Annotated in this window: 22 protein-coding genes; 14 read left to right on the top strand and 8 right to left on the bottom strand. The window is 68.5% G+C overall.

Annotated features, from left to right (window positions below; genetic code table 11):
• Positions 1-149 precede the first annotated feature (149 nt).
• Positions 150-581: a DUF5318 domain-containing protein gene (locus MHN84_RS09560; protein WP_241204389.1), complete on the bottom strand. Its 432-nt coding sequence runs from the start codon at positions 579-581 to the stop codon at positions 150-152.
• Between the two features lie 110 nt (positions 582-691).
• On the opposite strand from MHN84_RS09560, the gene MHN84_RS09555 reads away from it, so the two are divergent.
• From MHN84_RS09555 to MHN84_RS09545, 3 genes are all read left to right on the top strand, one after another.
• Positions 692-1,561 carry a DUF1707 domain-containing protein gene (locus MHN84_RS09555; protein ID WP_241204388.1) on the top strand — a complete coding sequence of 290 codons (870 nt, stop codon included), beginning with the start codon at positions 692-694 and terminating at the stop codon, positions 1,559-1,561.
• A 114-nt stretch (positions 1,562-1,675) separates the two neighbouring features.
• A complete protein-coding gene (locus MHN84_RS09550) occupies positions 1,676-2,221 on the top strand; it encodes a PadR family transcriptional regulator (RefSeq protein ID WP_046364566.1) in 546 nt (181 codons plus the stop codon).
• 61 nt (positions 2,222-2,282) lie between these two features.
• Complete coding sequence (locus tag MHN84_RS09545) at positions 2,283-3,371, top strand: inositol-3-phosphate synthase (RefSeq protein WP_241204387.1); 1,089 nt, start codon at positions 2,283-2,285, stop codon at positions 3,369-3,371.
• 73 nt (positions 3,372-3,444) lie between these two features.
• On the opposite strand, the gene MHN84_RS09540 is transcribed toward MHN84_RS09545, so the two are convergent.
• Positions 3,445-4,635, bottom strand: a complete 1,191-nt coding sequence (locus MHN84_RS09540) for an enhanced intracellular survival protein Eis (protein ID WP_241204386.1) — start codon at positions 4,633-4,635, stop codon at positions 3,445-3,447.
• A 69-nt stretch (positions 4,636-4,704) separates the two neighbouring features.
• Between MHN84_RS09540 and MHN84_RS09535 the strand changes: the two genes are divergently transcribed.
• The 6 genes from MHN84_RS09535 (at position 4,705) to MHN84_RS09510 (ending at position 11,788) form a co-directional block, all read left to right on the top strand.
• Entirely contained in the window at positions 4,705-5,601 is an 897-nt protein-coding gene (locus MHN84_RS09535; RefSeq protein ID WP_241204385.1) for an alpha/beta fold hydrolase, read from the top strand.
• 95 nt (positions 5,602-5,696) lie between these two features.
• The gene (locus MHN84_RS09530) at positions 5,697-7,766 is read left to right on the top strand and encodes a PhoX family phosphatase (RefSeq protein WP_241204384.1); all 2,070 of its coding nucleotides are present in this window, start codon (positions 5,697-5,699) and stop codon (positions 7,764-7,766) included.
• Between the two features lie 88 nt (positions 7,767-7,854).
• Positions 7,855-8,649, top strand: coding sequence for an LLM class F420-dependent oxidoreductase (locus tag MHN84_RS09525; protein WP_241204383.1), 795 nt, complete (start codon positions 7,855-7,857; stop codon positions 8,647-8,649).
• 84 nt (positions 8,650-8,733) lie between these two features.
• Positions 8,734-10,533 (top strand): ABC transporter substrate-binding protein/permease, encoded by a 1,800-nt coding sequence (locus tag MHN84_RS09520; RefSeq protein WP_241204382.1) that lies wholly within the window; start codon positions 8,734-8,736, stop codon positions 10,531-10,533.
• The gene (locus tag MHN84_RS09515; protein WP_241204381.1) at positions 10,533-11,279 is read left to right on the top strand and encodes an amino acid ABC transporter ATP-binding protein; all 747 of its coding nucleotides are present in this window, start codon (positions 10,533-10,535) and stop codon (positions 11,277-11,279) included. Before MHN84_RS09520 ends, MHN84_RS09515 begins: the two co-directional genes overlap by 1 nt.
• 68 nt (positions 11,280-11,347) lie before the next feature.
• Positions 11,348-11,788, top strand: coding sequence for a MarR family winged helix-turn-helix transcriptional regulator (locus tag MHN84_RS09510; RefSeq protein WP_241204380.1), 441 nt, complete (start codon positions 11,348-11,350; stop codon positions 11,786-11,788).
• Positions 11,789-11,791: 3 nt separating this feature from the next.
• Here the strand turns inward: MHN84_RS09510 and MHN84_RS09505 are convergent, their stop codons facing one another.
• Positions 11,792-13,132 carry a glycogen debranching protein gene (locus tag MHN84_RS09505; protein ID WP_241204379.1) on the bottom strand — a complete coding sequence of 447 codons (1,341 nt, stop codon included), beginning with the start codon at positions 13,130-13,132 and terminating at the stop codon, positions 11,792-11,794.
• 54 nt (positions 13,133-13,186) lie between these two features.
• Here MHN84_RS09505 and MHN84_RS09500 point away from each other — a divergent pair, with 54 nt between their 5' ends.
• On the top strand, positions 13,187-13,852 hold the full coding sequence (locus MHN84_RS09500) for an SDR family oxidoreductase (RefSeq protein WP_241204378.1): 666 nt from the start codon (positions 13,187-13,189) through the stop codon (positions 13,850-13,852).
• Here the strand turns inward: MHN84_RS09500 and ctaD are convergent, their stop codons facing one another.
• Both ctaD and leuS read right to left on the bottom strand, forming a co-directional pair.
• Positions 13,853-15,610, bottom strand: a complete 1,758-nt coding sequence (gene ctaD, locus MHN84_RS09495) for a cytochrome c oxidase subunit I (protein WP_241204565.1) — start codon at positions 15,608-15,610, stop codon at positions 13,853-13,855.
• A gap of 57 nt (positions 15,611-15,667) precedes the next feature.
• A complete protein-coding gene (gene leuS, locus MHN84_RS09490) occupies positions 15,668-18,502 on the bottom strand; it encodes a leucine--tRNA ligase (RefSeq protein ID WP_241204377.1) in 2,835 nt (944 codons plus the stop codon).
• Between the two features lie 208 nt (positions 18,503-18,710).
• Between leuS and MHN84_RS09485 the strand changes: the two genes are divergently transcribed.
• Positions 18,711-19,622 carry an LpqN/LpqT family lipoprotein gene (locus MHN84_RS09485; protein ID WP_241204376.1) on the top strand — a complete coding sequence of 304 codons (912 nt, stop codon included), beginning with the start codon at positions 18,711-18,713 and terminating at the stop codon, positions 19,620-19,622.
• Positions 19,623-19,697: 75 nt separating this feature from the next.
• On the top strand, positions 19,698-20,051 hold the full coding sequence (locus MHN84_RS09480; RefSeq protein ID WP_241204375.1) for a hypothetical protein: 354 nt from the start codon (positions 19,698-19,700) through the stop codon (positions 20,049-20,051).
• 2 nt (positions 20,052-20,053) lie between these two features.
• Here MHN84_RS09480 and MHN84_RS09475 read toward each other — a convergent pair whose 3' ends face one another.
• Positions 20,054-20,659, bottom strand: coding sequence for a YqgE/AlgH family protein (locus tag MHN84_RS09475; RefSeq protein ID WP_241204374.1), 606 nt, complete (start codon positions 20,657-20,659; stop codon positions 20,054-20,056).
• 133 nt (positions 20,660-20,792) lie between these two features.
• Here MHN84_RS09475 and MHN84_RS09470 point away from each other — a divergent pair, with 133 nt between their 5' ends.
• Positions 20,793-22,100, top strand: a complete 1,308-nt coding sequence (locus MHN84_RS09470; RefSeq protein ID WP_241204564.1) for an MFS transporter — start codon at positions 20,793-20,795, stop codon at positions 22,098-22,100.
• 8 nt (positions 22,101-22,108) lie between these two features.
• Positions 22,109-22,888, top strand: coding sequence for a TIGR03084 family metal-binding protein (locus MHN84_RS09465; protein ID WP_241204373.1), 780 nt, complete (start codon positions 22,109-22,111; stop codon positions 22,886-22,888).
• Here the strand turns inward: MHN84_RS09465 and MHN84_RS09460 are convergent, their stop codons facing one another.
• Both MHN84_RS09460 and MHN84_RS09455 read right to left on the bottom strand, forming a co-directional pair.
• A complete protein-coding gene (locus MHN84_RS09460; RefSeq protein ID WP_241204372.1) occupies positions 22,889-23,383 on the bottom strand; it encodes a pullulanase in 495 nt (164 codons plus the stop codon).
• A 5-nt stretch (positions 23,384-23,388) separates the two neighbouring features.
• Positions 23,389-24,855: a CCA tRNA nucleotidyltransferase gene (locus MHN84_RS09455; RefSeq protein WP_241204371.1), complete on the bottom strand. Its 1,467-nt coding sequence runs from the start codon at positions 24,853-24,855 to the stop codon at positions 23,389-23,391.
• Positions 24,856-24,928 lie beyond the last annotated feature (73 nt).

The following is a 24,928-nucleotide window of genomic DNA, read 5'->3' as shown; positions in this document are numbered from 1 at the left end:
CGTCGGGACGTGGGCGCGCAGGACCGTCGGACCGATGCCGTGGAGCATCGGGCCGCTGCTGCGGTCGGGGTTGGGGTCGCGCGCCACTGCCATCGGCCGGTCTGCGCCCATCACGGGCTCTCTCGGCGGAATGGTCGGGGCGCCCCGGGTTATTCACTGGCCGTCCGCGCCGTGCCGCGCGCGGTCTGCGTGCGGCGCGGACGGGATCCCTTGGGCGGCGGAATCGCGCCCAGCACGTAGGACTTCACCAGGTGATTCCAGCTGCACGTCCGGCATACCTCCACAACGTGAACCGAGAATTCGTCGTAACGCGTCGCCAGCAGGACGAGCTCTTCGGCGGTGCGCGCCGACCCGGACACTGCGCCGAGGTGATCGCCGAACACCCACGACACGAGCGTCAGCTGCTCCTTCCGGCAGATCGGACACATCACCGAACTGGGCTTGCCGTGGAACTTCGCGGCGCGCAACAGATAGGGATTCGCGTCGCAGACCTCCGAGACGCCGGTGCGCCCGGAATACACCTCGGCCAGCAGCGACCGGCGCCGCAGGGCGTAGTCCACCACCTGTCGCTGCAATCGCACGCTGACCAGAGTACGTCGGCGCCGGGGCGGCGGAGGCGCGACGGGCACCCGAGGCCCTCGGGTCGGTCACGGGCCTGCGGGATCGGCGACCCAACTCTTACGATCTCGTCGTGGCTCCCGGCAGCTCAGCTCGCGGTACGTCCTGGACACGCGCAAAAGACAGTGACCGCACCGACACGTGCCAGATCCTCGACACGGCGCTGGCCGAAGGTCAGCTGTCGATGACCGAGCACGGAGAGCGGGTGAAATCCGCGACCAACGCGGCCACGCTGGGTGAGCTGCAGCAGCTCGTCGCGGATCTGCAGACCGGCAATGCGCCCACCCAGCTGCGCACACCTCCGCGCCGGCTGCCGTCACTGCCGGGTGGCGTCGGCATCCGGATCGCGATGGCCGCGGTGCTGGTGATCTTCGGGATCGCCGTCGGGTGGGGCCTCTACGGCAACACGCCGTCGCCGTTGAACTTCACCTCCGACCCCGGAGCGAAAGACGACGGCATTCCCGCCGAGGTGCTCACCCCACCCCGGCAGCTGCACTCCCTCGGCGGACTCACGGGTCTGTTCACCCAGATGAAGCAGAAGTTCGGCGACACGATGGGCTACTCGATGACCATCTACTCCGACTACGCCTCGCTGGAGCGGCCCGACCCGACCGAACCTCGGCGGGTGCTGAGGTACTCCTATCGGGGCGGGTGGGACGACCCGGACGAGACGAGTGTGAGCTCCGACGCTCGTGTCGTCGATCTGGGAGCGTTCGACATCGCGAAGCTCGTCGGGATCGTGCGCGGCGCCCCTGAGACGGTCGGCATCGATCCGAAAGAAGTGAAGACGACGTACATCAGCATCGGGGCCAACAGCGATATGACGGCGCCACCGGAGAGCATCGAGATCAGTGTCTACGTCAGCCCCAACTTCGGGAACAGCGGTTACCTGGAGCTCAACGGCGATCTGACCGTCAAACGCGTCAGCTACGCCAACGACTGACGCTTTCCCGGCACTCCCTCCCGGGCACCCCTGTGGCGATCAATATATCGGCGCGATACTATTGCGCGAGGTGTCGAACCGTCGTAGCGGCTGATTCATGGAGGAGGTGCCCGAATGCTGGAACTCGCCATTCTCGGGTTGCTCCAGGAATCGCCGATGCACGGCTACGAATTGCGCAAGAGGTTGACGGGCCTGCTGGGGGCGTTCCGCGCGTTCTCCTACGGTTCTCTGTATCCCGCGTTGCGCCGCATGCAGGCCGATGGGCTGATCGTCGAGGACGCGGCACCGGAGGGCACCCTCAAGGTGCGCCGCGCGCGTCGCGTCTACCAGCTCACCGAGGCCGGCAAGCAGCGCTTCACGGAACTGGTGGCCGACACCGGCCCACAGAACTTTTCCGACGACGGGTTCGGCGTACACCTCGCCTTCTTCAACCGCACCCCGGCAGAGGCCAGGATGCGGATTCTGGAAGGCCGCCGCCGTCAGGTGGAAGAGCGCCGCGAAGGTCTGCGTGAAGCAATCGCGCGGGCGAGCAACTCGTTCGATCGCTACACCCGCCAGCTCCATCAGCTGGGCCTGGAATCGAGCGAACGCGAAGTCACTTGGCTCAACGAGTTGATCGCGGCGGAGAAGTCGGCGCAGGGCCGTGCTGAACAGAGTTGAGCCGTAGCACCACCATCAAGCCCCTTACAGAAGTTGAAGTAGGACAAGAGGAGAAGTCGTCATGACCGCAAGCAATGACGTCCGGGTCGCGATCGTCGGCGTGGGTAACTGCGCGTCCTCGCTCGTACAGGGCGTGCAGTACTACAAGGACGCCGACGAGAACGCCAGCGTGCCCGGCCTGATGCACGTCAAGCTCGGCCCCTACCACGTGCGCGACGTGAAGTTCGTCGCCGCGTTCGACGTGGATGCCAAGAAGGTCGGCTTCGACCTGTCCGAGGCGATCTTCGCGTCGGAGAACAACACCATCAAGATCGCCGACGTGCCGCCCACCGACATCGTCGTGCAGCGCGGGCCGACCCTGGACGGCATCGGCAAGTACTACGCCGACACCATCGAGGTGTCCGACGCCGAAGCCGTCGACGTGGTCAAGGCGCTCAAGGACGCCGAGGTCGACGTGCTGGTGTCCTACCTGCCCGTGGGCTCCGAAGAGGCCGACAAGTTCTACGCCCAGTGCGCCATCGACGCCGGCGTGGCCTTCGTCAACGCGCTGCCGGTGTTCATCGCCTCGGACCCGGTGTGGGCCAAGAAGTTCGAAGACGCCGGCGTGCCGATCGTCGGTGACGACATCAAGAGCCAGGTCGGCGCCACCATCACCCACCGTGTGATGGCCAAGCTGTTCGAGGATCGCGGCGTCACGCTGGACCGGACCTACCAGCTCAACGTCGGCGGCAACATGGACTTCCTCAACATGCTCGAGCGCTCACGCCTCGAGTCGAAGAAGGTGTCCAAGACCCAGGCTGTCACGTCGAACCTGTCCGGCTCGCTGGCCGGCAAGGTGGAGGACAAGAACGTCCACATCGGTCCGTCCGACCACGTCGCGTGGCTCGACGACCGCAAGTGGGCCTACGTGCGCCTCGAAGGCCGCGCCTTCGGTGACGTGCCGCTGAACCTGGAGTACAAGCTCGAGGTGTGGGACTCCCCCAACTCGGCCGGTGTGATCATCGACGCCGTGCGCGCGGCGAAGATCGCCAAGGACCGCGGCATCGGTGGACCCATCGAGGCAGCCTCGGCCTACCTGATGAAGAGCCCGCCCAAGCAGCTCGCCGACGACCTCGCGCGTGAGCAGCTGGAGAAGTTCATCGAAGGGTAGTTCTCGCGTCGAGACTGCGGGGAGATCGCCATTCCACCGGGATGGTCGATCTCCCCGCAGTCTCGTTCTGGGCTCAGAAACCGAACCCGAGTTCGGCCGGCACGTCAGTGGCGAAGGCCTTGTCGAGCGCGATGACGACTCCGGTGTCGCTGCAGCGCAGTCGCTGTGCGGCGGCGAACGACGACGCGCGATGCGTGCCCAAATAGAGGCTTCCCAACACCGAGACATCGAGGTGGACATCCGCCGCAGCCCCGGTGCGCTCACACCGCGCGCGGCCGTTGCGCACCGTCACCGCGAAACGCCCACCGCGGCCGAGGAACTCGTCGGACACCTCGAACACCACGCTCAGATCCGTCGAATAGGTACGCGCCTGCAGCACCGCGGGAATGTCGAGCATGCGCAGCCACAACCCGTCGAAGACGTCCGTGGTGCGCGCCAACCGCGGATCGGTCATTAGATAGCGCAGCACGCTGTCGGGATGGGTGTGGATGCCGACGACCTTCTTGAGGTCGAGCCCCAGCAGCACCCGCCAGAGCGCGATCTCCGCCTCCGCGGTCACCGCCGCGAACTTCGTCACCTCGGCGGTCGTCTTCTCGTCGCTGCCGAACAAGCGGTAGAACGCGTACCCGTCCCGATGCAGAAGGCAATAGCGCTGAGTCCCACCACTTCTCGACTCCTCACGGTCTGCGAGCACCTCATCCCAGAGCCGAGCCGGCGTGTGCAGCCCGCCGGGGGTGCGCAGACGCCACCGCTCGTCGATGTCCTCCAGCTGCGCGCGATGCTCGACCGGGCGCACGATGCGCACACCACCGGGATCCGGAACGCCGCGATGCACGCGTGCGCCGCGCCGGTGTACCTCGAGCCGCTCCCACACCGTCGCCGGGCCGTACCCGAAGCGCCCGTAGATCTCGGCTTCACTGGCCTCCAGGCCGGCGATCGGATAGGCGTCCATCCGGCGATGCAGTTCGTCGAGCATGCCGCTCAGCGCACCCCGCCGACGATGCGTCGGGGCGACCGCGACCATCGACACACCGGCCATCGGCAGCACGGCTCCGCCCGGCACCGTCAACTCCAGATCGAGGAAGACGGCGGTACCCACCACGTCATCGCCGTCGCACGCGACGACGGCACCGTCGGAAGCGATCAGCGAACGCCAGGCCTGCGCCGTCTGCTCGGGCTGTTGGAAGCCGAACGCCGCCGCCGTGATCAGACCCATCGCGGGCCAATCGGCCTCTACTGCACTACGGAAGGTGATCGTGGACATGGCCTCGACGGTGGCACATCCCTCGTGCCAGTCGCATCCCAATAACTCCGCGGTGCGTAGTGTCCAACCATGGACGACAGCGACGACGAACTGGCCGGTCTCTCCGAATTCGTCTTCCTCCACGAGAACGCGCGGCAAGCCGGCGTCACCGGTGAGCCGATGTCGGCCACCCGGATCGAGCACGGCCCGGTCAGTGCGCTGCGGTTCGGCGATGACCCGGTCCGCGTGGTGTTCCTACACGGGGGCGGCCAGAACGCCCACACCTGGGACACCGTGATCCTCGGACTGGGCCTGCCCGCGCTGGCGATCGACCTGCCGGGCCATGGACGTTCCGCGTGGCGCGAGGACGGAGACTACGGCCCCGTGCTCAACGCCCACGCTGTCGAACCGGTGATCCGTGACCTGGCCCCCGACGCCGATCTGGTGGTCGGTATGTCGCTCGGCGGGCTCACCGCGCTACGGCTGGCGGTGCACGCCCCCGAGCTGGTGCGCCGCCTGGTCCTCGTCGACGTCACCCCGTCGGCACCCGAACGGCACCAGCAGATGACCGACGCCCAGAAGGGCACCGTCGCCCTGGTCCAGGGCGAGCGCACCTTCCCGTCCTTCGCCGCGATGCTCGACGTGACCGTCGCCGCCGCTCCCCACCGCGACCGGGAGTCGTTGCGGCGGGGGGTGTTCCACAATTCGAAGCGGCTCGACGACGGCTCGTGGACGTGGCGGTACGACTCGATCCGCACGGGCAAGGGTTTCGAAGGCCTGTGGGACGACGTGCCGCGGTTGCACACGCCGACGACGTTGATCCGCGGGGCGAAGTCGTTCTTCGTCGACGACGACGACGCCGCCGAATTCGCCCGCAGAGCGCCAGGATTCCGGGGTGTGCACGTTGTCGAGAACTCGGGGCACTCGGTGCAGAGTGACCAGCCGCGCGTCCTGGTGGAACTGCTGCGGGGCGTGCTCAGCAGCTGACCCTGGACACTTGCTGTTCACTCGCTGGTGGTCTGCTGCTGGTTCAGGTGTCGTAGGTTCGCGCGGTCCGCGCCGGTAGCAACCCGAGGGAATTCATGACGCTCCTGCCGTTGAACCTGTTCGTCAGCCACGACGGGAAGTCCCGCCGCCAGCACGTCACGTGCGTGTACAAATGCGGCGACGCCTGCTCGAAACCCGTACCCAACCGCAGTGACAACGAGTACTTCGGAGACATCGCCAAGGCGGTGTCGCGCCGCTCGATGCTGCAGGCGGGCGGTGTCGCCGTGCTGGCCGTCGGCGCAGGCTCCGCTCTGGCGGCCTGCTCCTCCCCCTCCCAGCCCGCACCCACCACCTCGTCGGCGGCATCGGCGCCCGGACCGCTGCCCGGCATGAACTTCGCCTCCGTCGCCCCCAACAGCGAGGACGCCGTCGTCGTCGCCGACGGCTACCGGCACGCCGTCGTCATCAGCTGGGGCGACCCGATCCTGCCCGGCGCACCGGCGTTCGACGTCAACCGGCAGACCGGCGCGGCTCAGCGCGGACAGTTCGGCTTCAACAACGACTTCGCGGGGTTGCTGCCGATCCCCGGCAAGCAGAACCGCTTCCTGCTGGTGACCAACTTCGAATACGTGACGCCGCAGTTCATGTTCCCGGGCTTTCAGCCCGACGCCCCGACCCGTGAGCAGTTCGAGGTCGAGACCGCGGCCGTCGGCATGGGGGTAGTCGAGGTGGAGCGCAGCCCGGACGGCCTGAAGCCGGTGATGGGCACCTACAACCGACGCATCACCGCCGACAGCCCCTTCGCTCTCGTCGGGCCCGCTGCGGGCAGCGATTTCGTCAAGACCGCGGCCGACCCCGAGGGCCGTACCGTCGCCGGCACGTTCGCGAACTGCTCGGGCGGGGTGACCCCCTGGGGCACGGTGCTCTCCGGCGAAGAGAACTTCCACGAGTACTTCGGCGCACCGGAGGGAGCTGCGAAGCCCGGGCCCGTCGACGCCGACCGGATGGACCGGTACGGCGTGGAAGCCGAACCGACCGCGCTGAAGTGGGAGACCTTCGACCCGCGGTTCGATCTCAGCGAGAACCCGAACGAGGTCAACCGGTTCGGCTACGTCGTGGAGCTCAACCCGTGGGACCCGGCGTCGACCCCGGTGAAGCACACCGCTATGGGCCGGCTCAAGCACGAGGGCGCCACGATCTACGTGACCGACGACGGCACCGTCGTCGCCTACACCGGCGACGACCAGCGCTTCGACTACATGTACAAGTTCATCTCGTCGAAAAAGGTTCAACCAGGAACAGATCCGGCGGCGATGGCCCACAACATGTCGATCCTCGACGAGGGCACGCTGTACGTCGCGAAGCTCTCCAGCGACATCCCGCCGGCACAGATCGACGGCTCGGGCACGCTGCCGGAGAAAGGCTCGTTCAGCGGGACCGGCACCTGGCTGCCTCTGCTGCGCAGCGGCCCCGGCGGGCAGGCCGAGTCGCTGGTCGACGGCATCACGGCGCAGGAGGCCGCGGTGTTCACCCGGATGGCCGCCGACAAGGCCGGTGCCACCAAGATGGACCGGCCCGAGGACTTCGAGGCCAACCCCAAGACCGGCAAAGTCTATGTGGCACTGACGAACAACGACGAACGTGGCGCACCGGGCGAGGCCGCCCCCGACGCCGCGAACCCCCGCAACGACAACAAGAGCGGGCAGATCCTCGAGATCACCGACAACCACGCCGGTACCGATTTCACCTGGGAGCTGCTGCTGGTGTGCGGCGACCCCGCCGCCGCCGACACCTACTACGCGGGCTTCGACAAGAGCAAGGTCAGCCCGATCTCCTGCCCGGACAACCTCGCGTTCGACAGCCACGGCAACCTGTGGATCTCGACCGACGGCAACGCGCTGGACTCCAACGACGGATTGTTCGCCGTCGCGCTCGACGGCCCCAATCGCGGTGAGGTGAAACAGTTCCTGACCGTTCCGATCGGGGCGGAGACCTGCGGGCCCGTCGTCACCGACACCCTCGTCACCGTGTGCGTGCAGCACCCCGGCGAGAACGACGACAACAGCATCGACGACCCGCAGTCTCGCTGGCCCGAGGGCGGCAACGGCACCGCCCGGCCGTCGGTGGTGGCGGTGTGGAAGGACAACGGGCAGATCGGCGTGTAGTTCTCTCCCGCGAGCAGACGCGAACTCGAGTGATTCAGGCCCGGAACACTCGAGTTTGCGTCTGCTCGCCAGGGGTTATTGTCCTGAAATGACCAGCCGTCCTGTGCGCATCGGCGTGCAACTGCAGCCCCAGCATTCGACCGAGTACCGCCACATCCGCGACGCCGTGCGCCGCTGCGAGGACATCGGCGTCGACATCGCCTTCAACTGGGACCACTTCTTCCCGCTCTACGGCGACCCCGACGGCGCGCACTACGAATGTTGGACCATGCTCGCCGCGTGGGCGGAGCAGACCTCGCGCATCGAGTTCGGCGCTCTGGTGACATGCAACTCCTACCGCAACCCCGAGCTCCTCGCCGACATGGCCCGCACCGTCGACCACATCTCCGACGGCCGGCTCATCCTCGGCATCGGATCCGGGTGGAAAGAAAAGGATTACGACGAGTACGGCTATGAGTTCGGCACCGCGGGCAGCCGGCTCGACGACCTCGCTGCCGCGATGCCCCGAATCACGTCACGGCTGTCCAAGCTCAACCCGGCGCCGACGCGCGACATCCCGATCCTGATCGGCGGGCAGGGCGAGAAGAAGACACTGCGCCTGGTCGCCGAGTACGCCGACATCTGGCACGGCTTCACCGACGCCTCCACCTATCCGCGCAAGGCCGAGGTCCTCGACGGCCACTGTGCCGACGTCGGGCGGGATCCCTCGGCGATCGAACGGTCCTCCGGCGTCCCCGAGGGCAGCGAGGACGAGATGCTCGCCGGTGCGGAATCGCTCGTCGGGCTCGGCGTCACGCTGCTGACCATCGGTGTCAACGGCCCCGACTACGACCTCTCGAAGGCTGAGGCGCTGTGCCGGTGGCGCGACCGGCGCGAGAGCTGACGGGCGGCCCGATTCGGCACCCCATTCGGCTCCGAATGAGCCGAACCAACCGGGCGCGCCGAGCCGCCCACTACGTTGCTTGAGATGAGCAGCAAGCGGAGGCCCGGTCTGATCGTGAAATGGTTCGCAGTGCTGTGGGTGGCCGGGTTGCTCGCGGCGATGGGTCTCGCCGCCCCGGCAGGCGCCCAGAACGACCAGTGCGCCCCGCCGGGCGAACAGAGCGCCAGCGCGCTGCCCACCAACCTCTCTGCGGCGGCCGGCGGCCCCGATGACGACAAGTACACGACCCCCGGGGTCAAACCGCTGCAGGACATCGACGTCAACGCGCTCGGGCTCTCGCGGCCCGGCACGCTGACCGTCGGCACCCTGTCGGACGCCCCGCCCAGCATCTGTATCGACTCGTCCGGGCAGTTCACGGGTTACGACAACGAATTGCTGCGGGCCGTCGCCGACAAGCTCGGTCTGCGCATCGAGTTCGTCGGCACCGAGTTCAGCGGCCTGCTCGCGCAGGTGGCCTCCCGGCGGTTCGACGTCGGCTCGTCGTCGATCACCACCACCGACGCCCGCAGGCAGACCGTCGGCTTCACCAACGGCTACGACTTCGGATACTTCTCCCTGGTTGTCCCGCAGGGCTCACCGATCACGGGCTTCGACAAGCTGGCCGAAGGACAGCGGATCGGCGTCGTGCAGGGCACCGTGCAGGAGTCCTACGTCATCGACACGCTGAAGCTGCAGCCCGTCAAGTTCCCCGACTACAACACCGTCTACGCCAGCCTGAAGACCGGGCAGATCGACGCGTGGGTGGCGCCGTCGCAGCAGGCGCAGGGCACGGTGCAGCCGGGCGATCCCGCCCAGATCATCGAGAACACGTTCAGCCTGGACAATTTCGTCGCGTGGGCGGTCGCCAAGGACAACCAGCCGCTGATCGACGCGCTCAACTCTGGCCTCGACGCGATCATCGCCGACGGCACGTGGTCGCGGCTGTACTCCGATTGGGTGCCCCGCGCACTGCCCCCGGGTTGGAAGCCCGGCTCGAAAGCGGCCCCGGTGCCGCAGCTGCCCGACTTCGCCGCGATCGCCGCGCAGAACAACGCCGCCGAGACGCCAACCGAGCCTGCCGCCCCGAGATCTGTGCTGTCTCAACTCGCGGCGTCGTTCCTCGACTGGGACCTCTACCGCCAGGCGATCCCCGATCTGCTGACCACGGGCCTGCCCAACACCGTGATCCTGACCGTCGCGGCCAGCGTGATCGGGCTCGTGCTGGGCATGGTGCTGGCGGTGGCCGGCATCTCGAGCTCGCGGTGGTTGCGGTGGCCCGCGCGGGTCTACACCGACATCTTCCGTGGACTTCCCGAGGTGGTCATCATCCTGTTGATCGGGCTGGGCGTCGGCCCGGTCGTCGGGCATCTCACCGGGAACAACCCCTACCCGCTGGGCATCGCGGCACTGGGGTTGATGGCCGCCGCCTACGTCGGTGAGATCTTCCGGTCCGGCATCCAGAGCGTCGACCCCGGCCAATTGGAAGCGTCCCGGGCTCTGGGGTTCAGCTATGCCACCTCGATGCGTCTCGTGGTGGTCCCCCAGGGTGTGCGACGGGTGTTGCCCGCGTTGATGAACCAGTTCATCTCGCTGCTCAAGGCATCCTCGCTGGTGTACTTCCTCGGGCTGATCGCCAACCAGCGGGAGCTGTTCCAGGTGGGCCGGGACCTCAACGCGCAGACCGGGAATCTCTCCCCCCTCGTCGCTGCCGGCCTCTTCTACCTCGCGCTGACGATCCCGCTCACCCACCTGGTGAACTTCATCGACACGCGCCTGCGTCGGGGTCGCCGGCCCGACGAGGAAGACGATCCATTGCTGAATTCGACCGCGCAGGAGATGAACTGATGGCGACGTCCACCGGAACCGAGCCGGTGTCGCTGGCCGCCACCGACCTTCACCTGTCCTTCGGCCCGAACGCCGTCCTGCGCGGAGTCGATCTCGACGTCGCCGCGGGCACGTCGACGGCCGTCATCGGACCGTCAGGATCGGGAAAGTCCACGCTGTTGCGCACCCTCAACCGCCTCTACGAACCCGATCGCGGGGACATCCTGCTCGACGGGCGATCTGTGCTCGGTGACGATCCAGATCAGCTGCGCCAACGAATCGGCATGGTGTTCCAGCAGTTTCAGCTGTTCCCGCACAAGACGGTGCTGGAGAACGTCACGTTGGCCCCGCGACGCCTCAAGGGCCTCGACGCCGACGCGGCCCGCGAACTCGGTCTGACACAACTCGACCGGGTCGGGCTGCGGCACAAGGCGGAGGTGCGGCCCTCGACCCTGTCGGGCGGTCAGCAGCAGCGCGTCGCGATCGCGCGTGCGCTGGCGATGTCTCCGCAGGTGATGTTCTTCGACGAGGCGACCTCGGCACTGGACCCCGAACTCGTCAAAGGGGTGCTGGCGCTCATCGCCGAACTCGGCGCCGACGGGATGACGATGGTGATCGTGACCCACGAGATGGACTTCGCGCGGTCCTTCGCCGACACCGTGGTGTTCATGGACCGTGGCCGCGTGGTCGAGACCGGACCGCCCGAGCAGATCTTCGAGAAAGCCGAAACGGAGCGGCTGCAACGTTTCCTCTCACAAGTGCTGTAGCACTATTTGCTCCAAAAGCGTCTGACCAGGCGTCGCGGCGGCCCGCGACCCGTTAGACTGCCAAAATTATGGTGACCACGGACGCCCAGGTCAGCGACGTTGCCGGCGATCTGCAGCGCGTGCTCGCCAAGTTGATGTCCGTGCTGCGCCACACGGGCAAGACCCCCACGGCCGGCGATCTGACGTTGGCGCAGCTGTCGATCCTGTTGACTTTGCTCGACCGCGGCCCCATGCGGATGACGGAGCTGGCCGCCCACGAGCGTGTCCGCACCCCCACCACCACCGTCGCCATCCGGCGTCTCGAGAAACTGGGCCTGGTCAAGCGGTCCCGCGATCCCTCGGATCTGCGCGCTGTGCTGGTGGAGATCACCCCCGAAGGCCTCGCCCAGCATCGCGATGCCCTGGCCTCCCGGCAGGCCCATCTGGCGCAGCTGCTGAGCAAGCTCAGCGAAGAGGAGCTCGCGGCGCTGTCGAACGCTTTGGCGCCGCTCGAGCGCATCGCCGAATAGTTCTCACCCCAGCCAGTCGAGCACCGCGGCCGCCGTCCACGACTGCTGCATGCTGCCCAGCGGCTCCCCGGTGAACGGTTCGTAGTACTCGGCGAACGTGCCGTCGCTGGCCTGGCGCAGGCCCTCGCGTCGCAGCGCCGACGACCGCTCCGCCCAACCGCGCCGGGCGAAGCACCACGAGAACAGCCACGTCATCACCGGCCACACCGGTCCGCGCCAGTACTCGCGGGACCGGAAGTCGCGCGACACCGGCGACGTCGACGGGATCAGTGCGTACGCCAGATCCGGATGCCCGCAGAACCGAGGCCCCTCGAGCAGCCGGATCAGCGTGCGTTCCCGCTCGTGCGGAAGGCCTCCGCACAGCAGCGGCGCGAACTGCGCCGCCGTCTCGGTGCCGATCCACCGGTCGCCGCGGACGTCGTAATCCCTTGCTGCGCCGGTCCGTTGATCGGTGGTGTCGATCACGCCGGCACGGAACCGGTCGGCCCAGGAGTACAGGTCCTTGACGTCGGCGTGGGGGCGCTTGTGGTCCTCGCCGATCTCGGCGAGCACCTGGCAGGCCACGGAGAAGATCGCCGAGACGAACACGTCCTCGACCGCGAAGCTCATCGTATTGGCCAGCAGCCGATCGTCGTAGCGAACCGACTTCATCTCCTCGACCAGCCACAAGTAGCGGTCGTACTCCAGATCGCTGGGACGCTGGCTGGCGTCGGTGTTGATCTTGTTGTCCTCGCGTTGATACGGCGGTACGTCACCGGGAATCACGTTGGCGTACGGGCCATCCCAGCGCGGTGAATTGTCCATGCCGGACTCCCACCCGTGGTACACCGTGATCCGGCCGTGCTCCTTCTGGTCTCGGCACTCGGCGAGCCATCGATGCCAGCGCACCATATCGCCCCACCGGCGATCCAGGAACGCGTCGGCGACCGCGCGCGTGGAGCGGCCGCGCCGCCGCGCATGGTCGAGGATGCGCTGCACGGCGATCGCGTGCACCGGCGGCTGCGTGATCCCCGAGGTGTGCCTGCCGCGGGGAGCGTCGGGCGAGAGCGCCGACGCGGCCCACCGGGCCGGCCCCGGGAAGTAGCCGTCGACGCCGTTGGCGAAGACGATGTGCGGGATCATGCCGTTGCGCCACTGCGCCGACAGCAGCGTGTCCAGTTCCACCACGGCTCGCTCGACCGACAGCGGAGCAAGGCCGATCGCGACGAACGCGGCGTCCCAACTCCACATGTGCGGGTACAGCAACGGCGCCGCGGTGGTCATCGTGCCGAGATCGTTGCCGCGCAACAGGTAGGCCGCGCGGGCGGCGAGTTGCGTCGGGGCAAAGCTCGGATCGTGTGGCATCGCCTCCCATGATGCGACGAGTTGGGGCGCGGCGCAGGTCGGTAGGGTGCGAATGTGCCGACCGCCATGATCACCGGCGCTGCCGGAGGCGTCGGAGCCGCGCTCGCCGAGGCGCTGGCCCCGACCCACACCCTGTTCCTCGCCGGGCGACCCTCGGACCGTCTCGACGCCGTCGCCGAGCGGTTGGGGGCGACGACGTGGCCGATCGACCTGGCAGATCCGGATGCGATCCCCGCGGTGGTGGAGCCGATCGTCGAACTCGACGTGCTGATCCACAACGCCGGTGTCGCCTACCCGGGCCGGGTCGGGGAGAGCACCGTCGACCAGTGGCGGTCCACCATGGCCGTCAACGTCGTCGGCGCCGTCGCCCTCACCCTCGAACTGCTGCCCGCGCTGCGCGCCGCGGCCGGGCACGTCGTGTTCATCAACTCCGGCGCCGGCATCAAGGCCTCACCGGGGCTGGCGTCGTACTCGGCGAGCAAGTTCGCGCTGCGCGGGTTCGCCGATTCCCTGCGCGCGGACGAACCGTCGCTGCGGGTGACCTCCGTGCACCCCGGCCGGATCGCCACCGCCATGCAAGAGGACCTCGTCGCCTACGAGGGTCGCGACTACGACCCGTCTCAGTTCCTGAGCCCGCAGACCGTCGCAGCCGTCACCGTCGACGCGATCACCTCGCCCCGCGACGCTCACATCCACGAGGTCGTCGTCCGGCCCCGCTGATCAGCGGTCGGGTTCGGTGCGCGGCCCGTATCCGCCCGGCGACTCACCCGCGGTGGCATGGCGACCGATGTGCGCCTCGTCCCGCATCTGCTGCACCATGTGGGGATAGTGCAGCTCGAAAGCCGGCCGCTCCGAACGGATTCGAGGGAGTTCGGTGAAGTTGTGCCGGGGCGGTGGGCAGCTGGTCGCCCACTCCAGCGAATTGCCGTGCCCCCACGGATCGTCGACCGTCACCGGCTCGCCGTAGCGCCAGCTCTTGAAGACGTTCCAGACGAACGGCAACATCGACACCCCCAGGATGAACGCGCCGATCGTGGACGCGATGTGCATGCCGGTGAAGCCGTCGGTGGGCAGATAGTCGGCGTAGCGGCGCGGCATCCCGGCATCACCGAGCCAGTGCTGAATCCCGAAGGTCAGGTGGAAGCCGATGAACGTGAGCCAGAAGTTTACTTTGCCCAGCCGCTCGTCGAGCATCCGGCCCGTCATCTTCGGGAACCAGAAGTAGACGCCGGCATACGTGGCGAACACGATGGTGCCGAACAGCACGTAGTGGAAGTGCGCGACGACGAAGTAGCTGTCGGTGACGTGGAAATCCAGCGGCGGGCTGGCCAGCAGCACCCCTGACAGGCCGCCGAGCAGAAACGTTGCGAGGAACCCGATGGACCAGAGCATCGGGGTTTCGAACGTGAGCTGCCCCTTCCACATCGTGCCGATCCAGTTGAAGAACTTGATGCCCGTGGGCACCGCGATCAGGAACGTCATGAACGAGAAGAACGGCAGCAGCACCGCACCGGTGGCATACATGTGGTGCGCCCACACCGCCACCGACAGCGCGCCGATGCCGAGCGTCGCGTAGATCAGCGTGGTGTAGCCGAAGATCGGCTTGCGGGAGAACACCGGGAAGATCTCGGTGACGATGCCGAAGAACGGCAGCGCGACGATGTACACCTCGGGATGCCCGAAGAACCAGAAAAGGTGTTGCCACAGGATCGCCCCGCCGTTGGCGGGGTCGTAGACATGCGCGCCCAGGTGCCGGTCGGCGGCCAGTCCGAACAGCGCGGCGGTCAGCAGCGGGAACGCCAGCAGCACCAGGATCGACGTCACGAGGATGTTCCAGGTGAAGATCGGCATCCGGAACATCGTCATGCCCGGGGCGCGCATGCACACCACAGTGGTGATCATGTTGACCGCGCCGAGGATCGTCCCCAGACCTCCGATGGCCAACCCCATGATCCACAGATCAGAGCCGGCTCCCGGCGAGTGTGTCGAGTCGGTCAGCGGGGAGTACGCCGTCCACCCGAAGTCCGCGGCACCGCCGGGGGTGATGAACCCTCCCAGCGCGATCAACGCGCCGAACAGGAACAGCCAGTAGGAGAACGCGTTCAACCGGGGAAACGCGACGTCAGGCGCGCCGATCTGCAGCGGCAGCACCAGATTCGCGAAGCCGAACACGATCGGTGTCGCATAGAACAGCAGCATGATCGTGCCGTGCATCGTGAACAGCTGGTTGTACTGCTCGTTGGACAGGAACTGCAGGCCCGGCATCGCGAGCTCGGTGCGCATCATCAGCGCCATCAACCCGGCAAGGAAGAAGAAGGCAAAGCACGTGACGACGTACATGATGCCGATCAGCTTGTGATCGGTGGTGGTCACGAGCCGATAGATCAGGCCGCCGACCGGTTTCAGACGCGGCGGGAAGGGCCTCCTGGCTTCCAGAGTGCGCAGGGTGACGGCATCAGGGGTGGCATCGGTGACCATGCGGACGCGCACTACCCGCGATTTTATTGTGCAAACCTGCGCTCAGCGACACTGCGCTCAGACGACGACGTTGACCAGCCGGCCGGGCACCACGATCAGCTTCTTGGGGGTGCGGCCCTCCAAGAAGCCCGCGACCTTCTCGTCGGCCAACGCGGCCGCCTCGACCACTGCCGGGGCGGCGTCGGCCGCCACCGTGACCCGGCTGCGCACCTTGCCGTTCACCTGCACCGGGTACTCGACGGTGTCCTCGACCAAATAGGCCGGATCGGCCACCGGGAACGGGCCGTGCGCCAGCGACCCGTCATGCCCCAGTCGCGACCACAGCTCCTCTGCGAGGTGCGGGGCCAACGGCGCCACCATCAGCACCAGGGGTTCGAGCGCCTCGCGCGCGGTCACCGATTGCTTGGTCAGGTGATTGGTGTACTCGATCAACTTGGCCGCCGCCGTGTTGTTGCGCAGTGCCGCATAGTCCTCACCGACGCCGGAGATCGTGCGGTGCAACAACTTTCGCGTGTCGTCATCGGCGTCGCCTGCGGTGGCACGCAGCTCACCCGTCGTCTCGTCGACCACCAGGCGCCACACCCGCTGCAGGAAGCGATGCGCGCCGACGACGTCCTTGGTCGCCCAGGGCCGCGACGCCTCCAGCGGACCCATCGACATCTCGTACACGCGCAGTGTGTCCGCGCCGTACTCCTCGCAGATCTCGTCGGGCGACACCGAGTTCTTCAAGCTCTTGCCGATCTTGCCGAACTCCTGGTTGACCTCGGCGCCGTCGTAGAAGAACTTCCCGTCCCGCTCGATCACGTCCGCGGCCGGCACGTACGCACCGCGCGAATCCGTGTAGGCGAACGCCTGGATGTAGCCCTGGTTGACCAGTCGCCGGTACGGCTCGCGCGAGCTCACGTGGCCCAGGTCGTAGAGCACCTTGTGCCAGAAGCGGGAGTACAGCAGGTGCAGCACGGCGTGCTCGACCCCACCGACGTACAGATCGACACCGCCGGGGTCCTGGGCGCCGTGCTCGGCCGGGCGCGGACCCATCCAATACGCCTCGTTCTCCTTGGCACACATCGCTTCTGTGTTGTACGGATCGGTGTAGCGCAGCTCGTACCAGGAGCTGCCGGCCCACTGCGGCATCACGTTGGTGTCGCGGGTGTAGGACTTGCGCCCGTCACCGAGGTCCAATTCGACATTGACCCAGTCCGTGGCCTTGGCCAGCGGCGGCGACGGCTCGCTGTCCGCATCGGTGGGGTCGAAGAGCACCGGCGAGTAGTCCGGCACGTCGGGCAGTTCGACCGGGAGCAGCTCCTCGGGCAGCCCGTGGGCGCGCCCGTCGGAGTCGTAGACGATCGGGAACGGCTCGCCCCAGTAGCGCTGACGGGCGAAAAGCCAATCCCGCAGCTTGTACTCGACGCGGGCCCGGCCGCGGCCCTGTGCGACCAGCCGCTCGGTGATCGCCTCCTTGGCCGCCGCCACGTCCATCCCGTCGAGGAAGTCGGAATTCACCAGGGGCCCGTCGCCCGTGTAGGCGGCCTCCGAAACATCGCCGCCGGCAACCACTTCCACGATCGGCAAGCCGAACTCGGTGGCGAAATCCCAGTCGCGTTGATCACCACCGGGCACCGCCATGATGGCGCCGGTGCCGTAGCCGGCGAGCACATAGTCGGCGATGAACACCGGGACCCTCTGATCGTTGGCCGGATTCACCGCATACGCGCCCAGGAAGACCCCGGTCTTGGTCTTGTTCTCCTGCCGCTCCAGATCCGACTTCGCCGCGATCGACGCGCGGTAGGCGGCGACGGCCTCCCGCGGCGACGCCGCACCGAACGTCCACCGTTCGTCCACGCCGTCGGGCCACTGCTCGGCGACCAACCCGTCGACCAGATCGTGCTCGGGAGCCAGCACCAAGTAGGTCGCCCCGAACAGCGTGTCCGGGCGGGTGGTGAACACCTCGACGTCGCCGGCGTCCGTGCCGAACAGCACGCTCGCGCCGGTCGACCGCCCGATCCAGTTGCGCTGCATGGTCTTGACCTTGTCCGGCCAGTCCAGCACGTCGAGATCTTCGAGCAACCGGTCGGAGTAGGCGGTGATGCGCATCATCCACTGCCGCAGGCGTTTCCGGAACACCGGGAAGTTGCCGCGCTCACTGCGGCCGTCGGCGGTGACCTCCTCGTTGGCCAGGACCGTGCCCAGTCCGGGGCACCAGTTCACCACCGAGTCGGCGAGATAGACCAGGCGGTGATCGGCCAGGACATCGGCACGTTCGCCGCTGCTCAGCGCCGACCAGCTACGGCCGTCACCGACCTCCCGTTCGCCGTTCTCGAACTCGGCGACCAGGTCGGCGATCGGCCGCGCCTTGTTCTGGACCGGGTCGAACCAGGCATCGAAGATCTGCAGGAAGATCCACTGCGTCCACTTGTAGAAGTCGACGTCGGTGGTGGAGAAGCTGCGCCGGGTGTCGTGCCCGAGTCCCAGCCGGCCCAGCTGGCGGCGGAAGTTGACGATGTTGGCTTCCGTGCGGGTGCGCGGGTGGGTGCCGGTCTGGATCGCGTACTGCTCTGCAGGCAAGCCGAACGCGTCGAAACCCAACGCGTGCAACACGTTCCGGCCGGTCATGCGGTAGTAGCGGGCGTAGACGTCGGTGGCGATGTAGCCCAGCGGATGACCGACGTGCAGCCCCTCCCCCGACGGGTACGGGAACATGTCCTGCACGAACATCTTGTCGGCGGGGATCGGCGTGCCGTCGGCGGGTGCGAGCTCGCCGACCGGGTTGGCCACGTTGAAGGTGCCGCGCTGCGCCCATTGCTGCTGCCACGACCGCTCGATCTCCCCGGCCAGCTCCGCGGTATAGCGGTGGCGGGGGGTGTCATCGGTTCCAGTCGGCGCGTCGGTCACGCCAACAGGGTATAAGCCGCAGCTCGGCCGCCCCGCGGGCCACGGGTTGGTATCGGTTCCGTTGCGGATGCGTCAGGGGTTGGTCCCAGCTCGATTCCAGCCCTGGTGACCGGCTCAGCGGCGTGGATACATTTCTCCCCTGACCCCGGTCGCGTCTGTACACGAGGCGCCAGGGAGTCGGTGAAACCAACTGGGAGGACTTCACTCGATGAGCGAAATCGCCCGCGGCTGGCGGGTTCTGGCAGAAGGACTGGGTGCGTGCGCCGTCGCTGTGGCAGGCGTGCTCACTGTCGCGGCGACCGCGTCGGCGCAGCCGCTGCCGGTGCAGCCCACCCAGCCGTCGCCGGCGACCATCGCGGCGCCGGGCGCCGCCGCGGTGCCCGCGGGTGTGGCACCCGTCACGGCGGGAATGGCCGCGGTACCCGCCGGAGTCACCGCTCCCGCAGTCGTCCCGCAGCCGCAGCTCGCCCCTGCCACCTCGGGCACGCTCACCGACTTCTTCACGGCCAAGGGCGTCACCATGCAGCCGCAGTCGAGCCGCGACTTCCGCGCCCTGAACATCGTGCTGCCGATGCCGCGCGGTTGGCAGCACATCCCCGATCCGAACGTGCCCGATGCGTTCGCAGTGATCGCCGACCGCGTCGGCGGCAACGGGTTGTACTCCTCGAACGCCCAGGTGGTGGTCTACAAACTGGTCGGTGACTTCGATCCGCGAGAAGCGATCAGCCACGGGTTCATCGACGCCCAACAGCAGCCGGCGTGGCGCGCCACCGACGCCTCGTTCGCCGACTTCGGCGGGATGCCGTCGTCGTTGATCGAAGGCACGTACCGCGAGAACGCGATGACGCTGAACACCTCGCGCCGCCACGTCATCGCGACCGTCGGTCCCGACCGGTACCTGGTGTCACTGGCCGTCACCACGAGCGTCGACCAGGTCGTCGCGGCCGCGGATGCCACCGAGGCGATCATCAAGGGCTTCAAGGTGAGCGTGCCGTCCGCGGCGCCCGCCCCCGGTGCGCCGCTGGGCGCGCCCCCTGCGCCGGCACCACCGGCGCCCCCGGCTCCTGCTCTCCCCGCTGCGGTGGCCCCCGCGCCGCAGCTGCTGGGACTGCAGGGTTGAGCGGCGTCGTCCCCCGGGCGAAGCCTGGCGCCCGGGGGACGGCGGCCCGCCTCGGAGGCCGTATCCTCGTATCTCGTGATGGTCGCCGCAGTGTTGTGCCTGGGCGTCGCGTTTCTGACAGCGGCGCTGGGTGTCTGGTCGCTGACGCGGCCCGCCCCTGACGGTGACTTCGTCCGGCAGGTCCTGCGCGGGGTGGCTCCGATTCAGTTGGCCGCGGCCGTCATGCTCGCCGCGGGCGCGGCCGTCGCGTTCGCCGCACCCGCCTCCACGGCGGCCGTGGTGCTCACGGTCTGTGTTCTGGGGGCTGCAGCGACCGTGGCTGCCGGCTGCTGGCAGAGCGCCAAGGTCGTGGCCCGCGCCAACGCGCGGCAGAGCGCCGACGCCGGCTGTGCCGGCTCGTGCGCGGCCTGCACCTTGTCGTGCCGATGAGATCAGTTACGGCTGAGGTCGATCGGGTGCGTGGCGAGCAGCGGTAGCGGCATGGGCTGACGACGCAGCACCCGCCCCCAGAGATCTGTTCGGGGCTCGGCGAGCACGTCGGACGGCAGCGCCGACAGCACGATCCAGTCGTCGCGCTCGATCTCCCCCTCCAGCTGGCCGATGGTCCAGCCCGAGTATCCGGCGAAGATGCGGACGCCTTCCACCATCGGCGCCACCGCCTCGGGGTCGGCATCCAGATCGACCATCGCGATCCGACCCTGAATGTGGCGCAGCCCGGGCGCGCCGGCCACGTCGACGCCGGTACGCAGCGTCGCGAGGCAGAGCGCGGCGTCACGCTTGACCGGACCGCCGACGAACATCGTCTTCGGCTTGGTGGCCAGCTTCACCCATTGCGGCAGCACGTTGTAGACGGCGGTCTCGCTGGCCCGGTTCAGCACCACCCCGAGCGTGCCGCCGTCGTTGTGCTCGACGACGTAGATCACGCTGCGGCGGAACGTCGGCTCGAGCAGATCGGTGTTGGCCAGCAGCAATGTCCCTGCGCGCACCCGGTGTGCCGCTGGGGCGACGAAATCCTCCGGGTCCTCTGGCTGTGGCACCGAACCATTCTGTCATCACCGCCATCGCGTGGAGGCGAACAAGCGGCGGGCGACGCGATATTTGTACTGTGGTGTCCGGTCGGCTCCTGCCGGCCTTCTTCTCTGCCACCCACTCTGCTAGGACGTGACCTCCGTGCCCGACGATCGCGCCTCCCGCGCAGCGTGGCGTTCGGTGTGGAAGAGAACACTGCAGTCGACGACGTCGCTGCCCGGCTTCCGCCGCCTGCTGGAGTTGCGGGCGGTCAGTCAGTTCGGCGACGGGCTCTTCCAGGCCGGACTGGCCGGCGCGATCCTGTTCAACCCGGAGCGCGCCGCCGACCCGTGGGCGATCGCGGCGGCGTTCGCCGTGCTGTTCCTGCCCTACTCGGTGCTCGGGCCGTTCGCGGGGGCGCTGCTGGACCGCTGGGACCGGCGGGTGGTGCTCATCGGCGCCAACACCGGCCGCCTCGTGCTGGTCGTCGTCGTCGGCACGTTGCTGGCGGCCGGCCTGGGTGATCTTCCGATCCTGTTGGGCGCGCTGGTGGTCAACGGGATGACCCGATTCGTCTCGTCAGGTCTGTCGGCGGCGCTGCCCCACGTGGTGCCGCGCGAGCAGGTCGTGGCGATGAACTCGATCGCGACGGCCACGGGAGCGGCGGCCGCGTTCTTCGGTGCGAACTTCATGCTGCTGCCACGCTGGTTGTTCGGCTCCAGCGACTCCGGCGCGTCGATGATCATCTTCTGCGTGGCGGTGCCGGTGGCCCTGGCGCTGTGGCTGTCGGTGCGCTTTCCGCCCCGGATGCTGGGCCCCGACGAGAGTGTCCGCGCGGTGCACGGCTCGGTCGCCTACGCCGTCGCAACCGGATGGCTGCACGGGGCGCGCACGGTGCTCGCGGTGCCGACGGTCGCGGCGACCCTGTCGGGGCTCTCGGCGCATCGGATGGCGTTCGGCCTCAACACGTTGCTGGTGCTGGTGACCGTGCGGCACACCGACGCGGCCGCGGTGGCAGGGCTGGGGACCGCGGTGCTGTTCGTGGCGGCGACCGGCATCGGGTCCTTTCTGGCGACGGCCCTGACGCCCGTTCTGGTGAAGCGCTGGGGCCGGTACGCGACCCCGATGGTGGCGCTGGCCTTCGCGGCCGCGGTCCAGCTGTGCGGGGCGACGTTGAAACTGCCGGTCATGATCGTGTGCGGCTTCCTACTCGGCGGGGCCGGCCAGGTGGTGAAGCTGTGTGCCGACACCGCGATGCAGATCGACGTGGACGACGCGCTGCGCGGCCACGTCTTCACCGTGCAGGACGCGCTGTTCTGGATGGCGTTCATCCTCGCGATCGCCGCGGCCGCGTTCGTCATCCCGGCCGACGGGCACGCGCCCGGTATCGCGATCGCCGGCACCGCGCTGTACCTGGTTGGGCTGGGCGTCTACGCGACGGTGGCCCGGCGGCAACGCCCGGCGGGCTAGGGTGATGCATGGCCGGAGCCGCACCGATCGTCGCTGACCTGCGCGCCGAGAGCGACGAGCTGGATGCGCTGGTCGCCGGTTTGCCGGCGCAGCGCTGGGCGACCGCCACCCCGGCGGCCGGGTGGACCATCGCCCACCAGATCGCGCACCTGCTGTGGACCGACCGGGTCGCGCTGATCGCCGTCACCGACGAGGCGACGTTCACCTCCGAAGTGGTGTCCGCCGCGGCGCAGAATCCGACCGGCTTCGTCGACGCCGCTGCCGAAGAGTTGGCGGCGACCGCGCCGGCCGACCTGCTCGCTGACTGGCGGAGCACCCGGGCCGCGCTGCACGACGCGCTGCTGACCGTCACCGAGGGACGCAAGCTGCCGTGGTTCGGGCCGCCGATGAGCGCGGCGTCCATGGCCACCGCCCGGCTGATGGAGACCTGGGCGCACGGCCTCGACGTGGCCGACGCGTTGGGGACGAGCAGGCCGCCGACGGCCCGGCTGCGGTCGATCGCCCACATCGGGGTGCGCACGCGCGACTTCGCATACGCCGTGCATGGCCTGACCCCGCCCGCCGACGTGTTCCACGTGAAACTGCGTGCCCCCGACGGCAATGACTGGACCTGGGGTCCCGAGGATGCGGCCCAGCGGGTGGAGGGCTCGGCAGAGCACTTCTGCATGCTCGTGACGCAGCGCCGGCCGCGCGCCGCGCTCGACGTGGTGGCCGTCGGCCCGGACGCCGAGCAGTGGCTCACGATCGCGCAGGCGTTCGCCGGACCGCCCGGGCCGGGCCGCGGCTGATCAGAGCGGGGTGGCGCTGTCGGCCGCGCCGTCGCCGTCGGCGTCGACGAGGCGCACGTCCCAGCGACCGTCACCGTCGGTATCGGCCCAGGCCGTCCCCGACCCGAACGCCCGGTCGGCGAGCCCGTCACCATCGGTGTCGACCAAGCGCTCGCCGGCCTGACCGTCACCGTCCAGATCCACCTCGGCACCGCCGGCCGGGTGCTCCACGCCGTCGAGCCCGAGCCAACGCAACGCCGCCCCGCGATCCAGGTGCACCGCCCACGTACCCGTCCCGTCGTCGCCGACGTCGACGGCGCCCGCTCCCCCGAGCCCGAGGACGCCGCGCTCGGCGAGCCCGTCGGCATCCAGATCGGCCAGCGCATCGTCGACCAGACCGTCGTGATCCAGATCGAGCATCACCGCGTCCAGCACGCCGTCACCGTCGACGTCGATGCTCGGATCCGCGCTCCACATCGTGGCGCCGCCATCGAGGTCGCCCAGGCAGTACTCCATGACTGTCAGACGCGCGACTGGCCCCGCTCGTTCCACCACCTGAGCAATTCCTCGACCGCCTCCTCGTGGCTCAGCGGGCCGCGGTCCAGACGCACCTCTTTGAGGTGGTTCCACGCCTGCCCGACCTCGGGGCCGGGCGGGATGCCGAGGATCTGCATGATCTCGTTGCCGTCGATGTCCGGCCGGACCCGCGCCAGGTCCTCCTTGGCCGCCAGCTCGGCGATGCGGTGTTCGAGATCGTCGTAGTTGGCCTGCAGGCGCGCCGCGCGGCGCTTGTTGCGCGTCGTGCAGTCCGCTCGCACCAGCTTGTGCAGCCGGCTCAGCAGCGGACCGGCGTCGGTCACGTAGCGGCGCACCGCCGAATCGGTCCACCGGCCCTCCCCGTACCCGTGGAACCGCAGATGCAGGTACACCAGCTGCGACACGTCGTCGACCATCTGCTTGGAGTACTTCAGCGCGCGCATCCGCTTGCGGGTCATCTTCGCGCCGACCACCTCGTGGTGATGGAAGCTCACACCGCCATCGGGTTCGTGGCGCCGGGTCGCAGGCTTGCCGATGTCGTGCAGCAGCGCCGCCCAGCGCAGCACCAGATCCGGGCAGTCCGTCTCCAGGTCGATCGCCTGGCGCAGCACCGTGAGCGAATGCTGGTACACGTCCTTGTGCTGGTGGTGCTCGTCGATCGCCATCCGCATCGCGCCCACCTCGGGCAGCACGATCTCGCCGAGCCCGGTCTGCACCATCAGATCCACGCCCGCCACCGGATCGGCACCCAGCAGCATCTTGTCCAGCTCGGCCGCCACCCGCTCGACGCTGATCCGCGCGAGCTGCGGTGCCATCTCGGTCAGCGCGTGGCGCACCCGCGGGGCCACCGTGAATCCCAGCTGCGCGGTGAAGCGTGCGGCCCGCAGCATGCGCAGCGGATCGTCGGTGAAGCTCACCTCGGGCTCGGCCGGCGTGTCCAGCGTGCGGGCCTGCAGGGCGGCGAGCCCGCCGAGAGGATCGAGGAACTCCCCGAGGCCACCCGGCATGTCCGGATCCAGGCGCACCGCCATCGCGTTGACGGTGAAGTCGCGACGGATCAGGTCGTCGGCGAGGTCGTCGCCGAAGCGCACCTCCGGGTGACGGGTCACATGGTCGTAGGAGTCGGCGCGGAACGTGGTGAGCTCCAGGCGGTCGCCGTTCTTGCCGGCGCCGACGGTGCCGAACGCGATGCCGGTGTCCCACAGCGCGTCCGCCCAATCGGAGAGCAGGGCCTGCATCTGCTCCGGGCGGGCGTCGGTGGTGAAGTCGAGATCGGTGCCGAGCCGGCCCAGCAGTGCGTCGCGCACACTGCCGCCCACCAGATAGACGGAGTGGCCCGCATCGGTGAACAGCCGGCCGAGCGCCTGCAGCACGCTGTGGTGGCGCCCCAGGGACACCTGCGCGGCAGCCAGTAGTTCGGCGACATCTTGTCCGGGCGAGGGCTCAGGCACGTCCGATGAGCCTACTGGTCACAGGCATGTCACCGACCGGCGAGTGCGGCGTGGCCGGTAGTTCACGGCAGCT

The organism is Mycobacterium sp. PSTR-4-N (assembly GCF_022348085.1).
Classification (GTDB): Bacteria; Actinomycetota; Actinomycetes; order Mycobacteriales; family Mycobacteriaceae; genus Mycobacterium.
The sequence above is the reverse complement of the archived record's forward strand: the minus strand, read 5'-3'. Positions and strand labels throughout refer to the sequence as shown.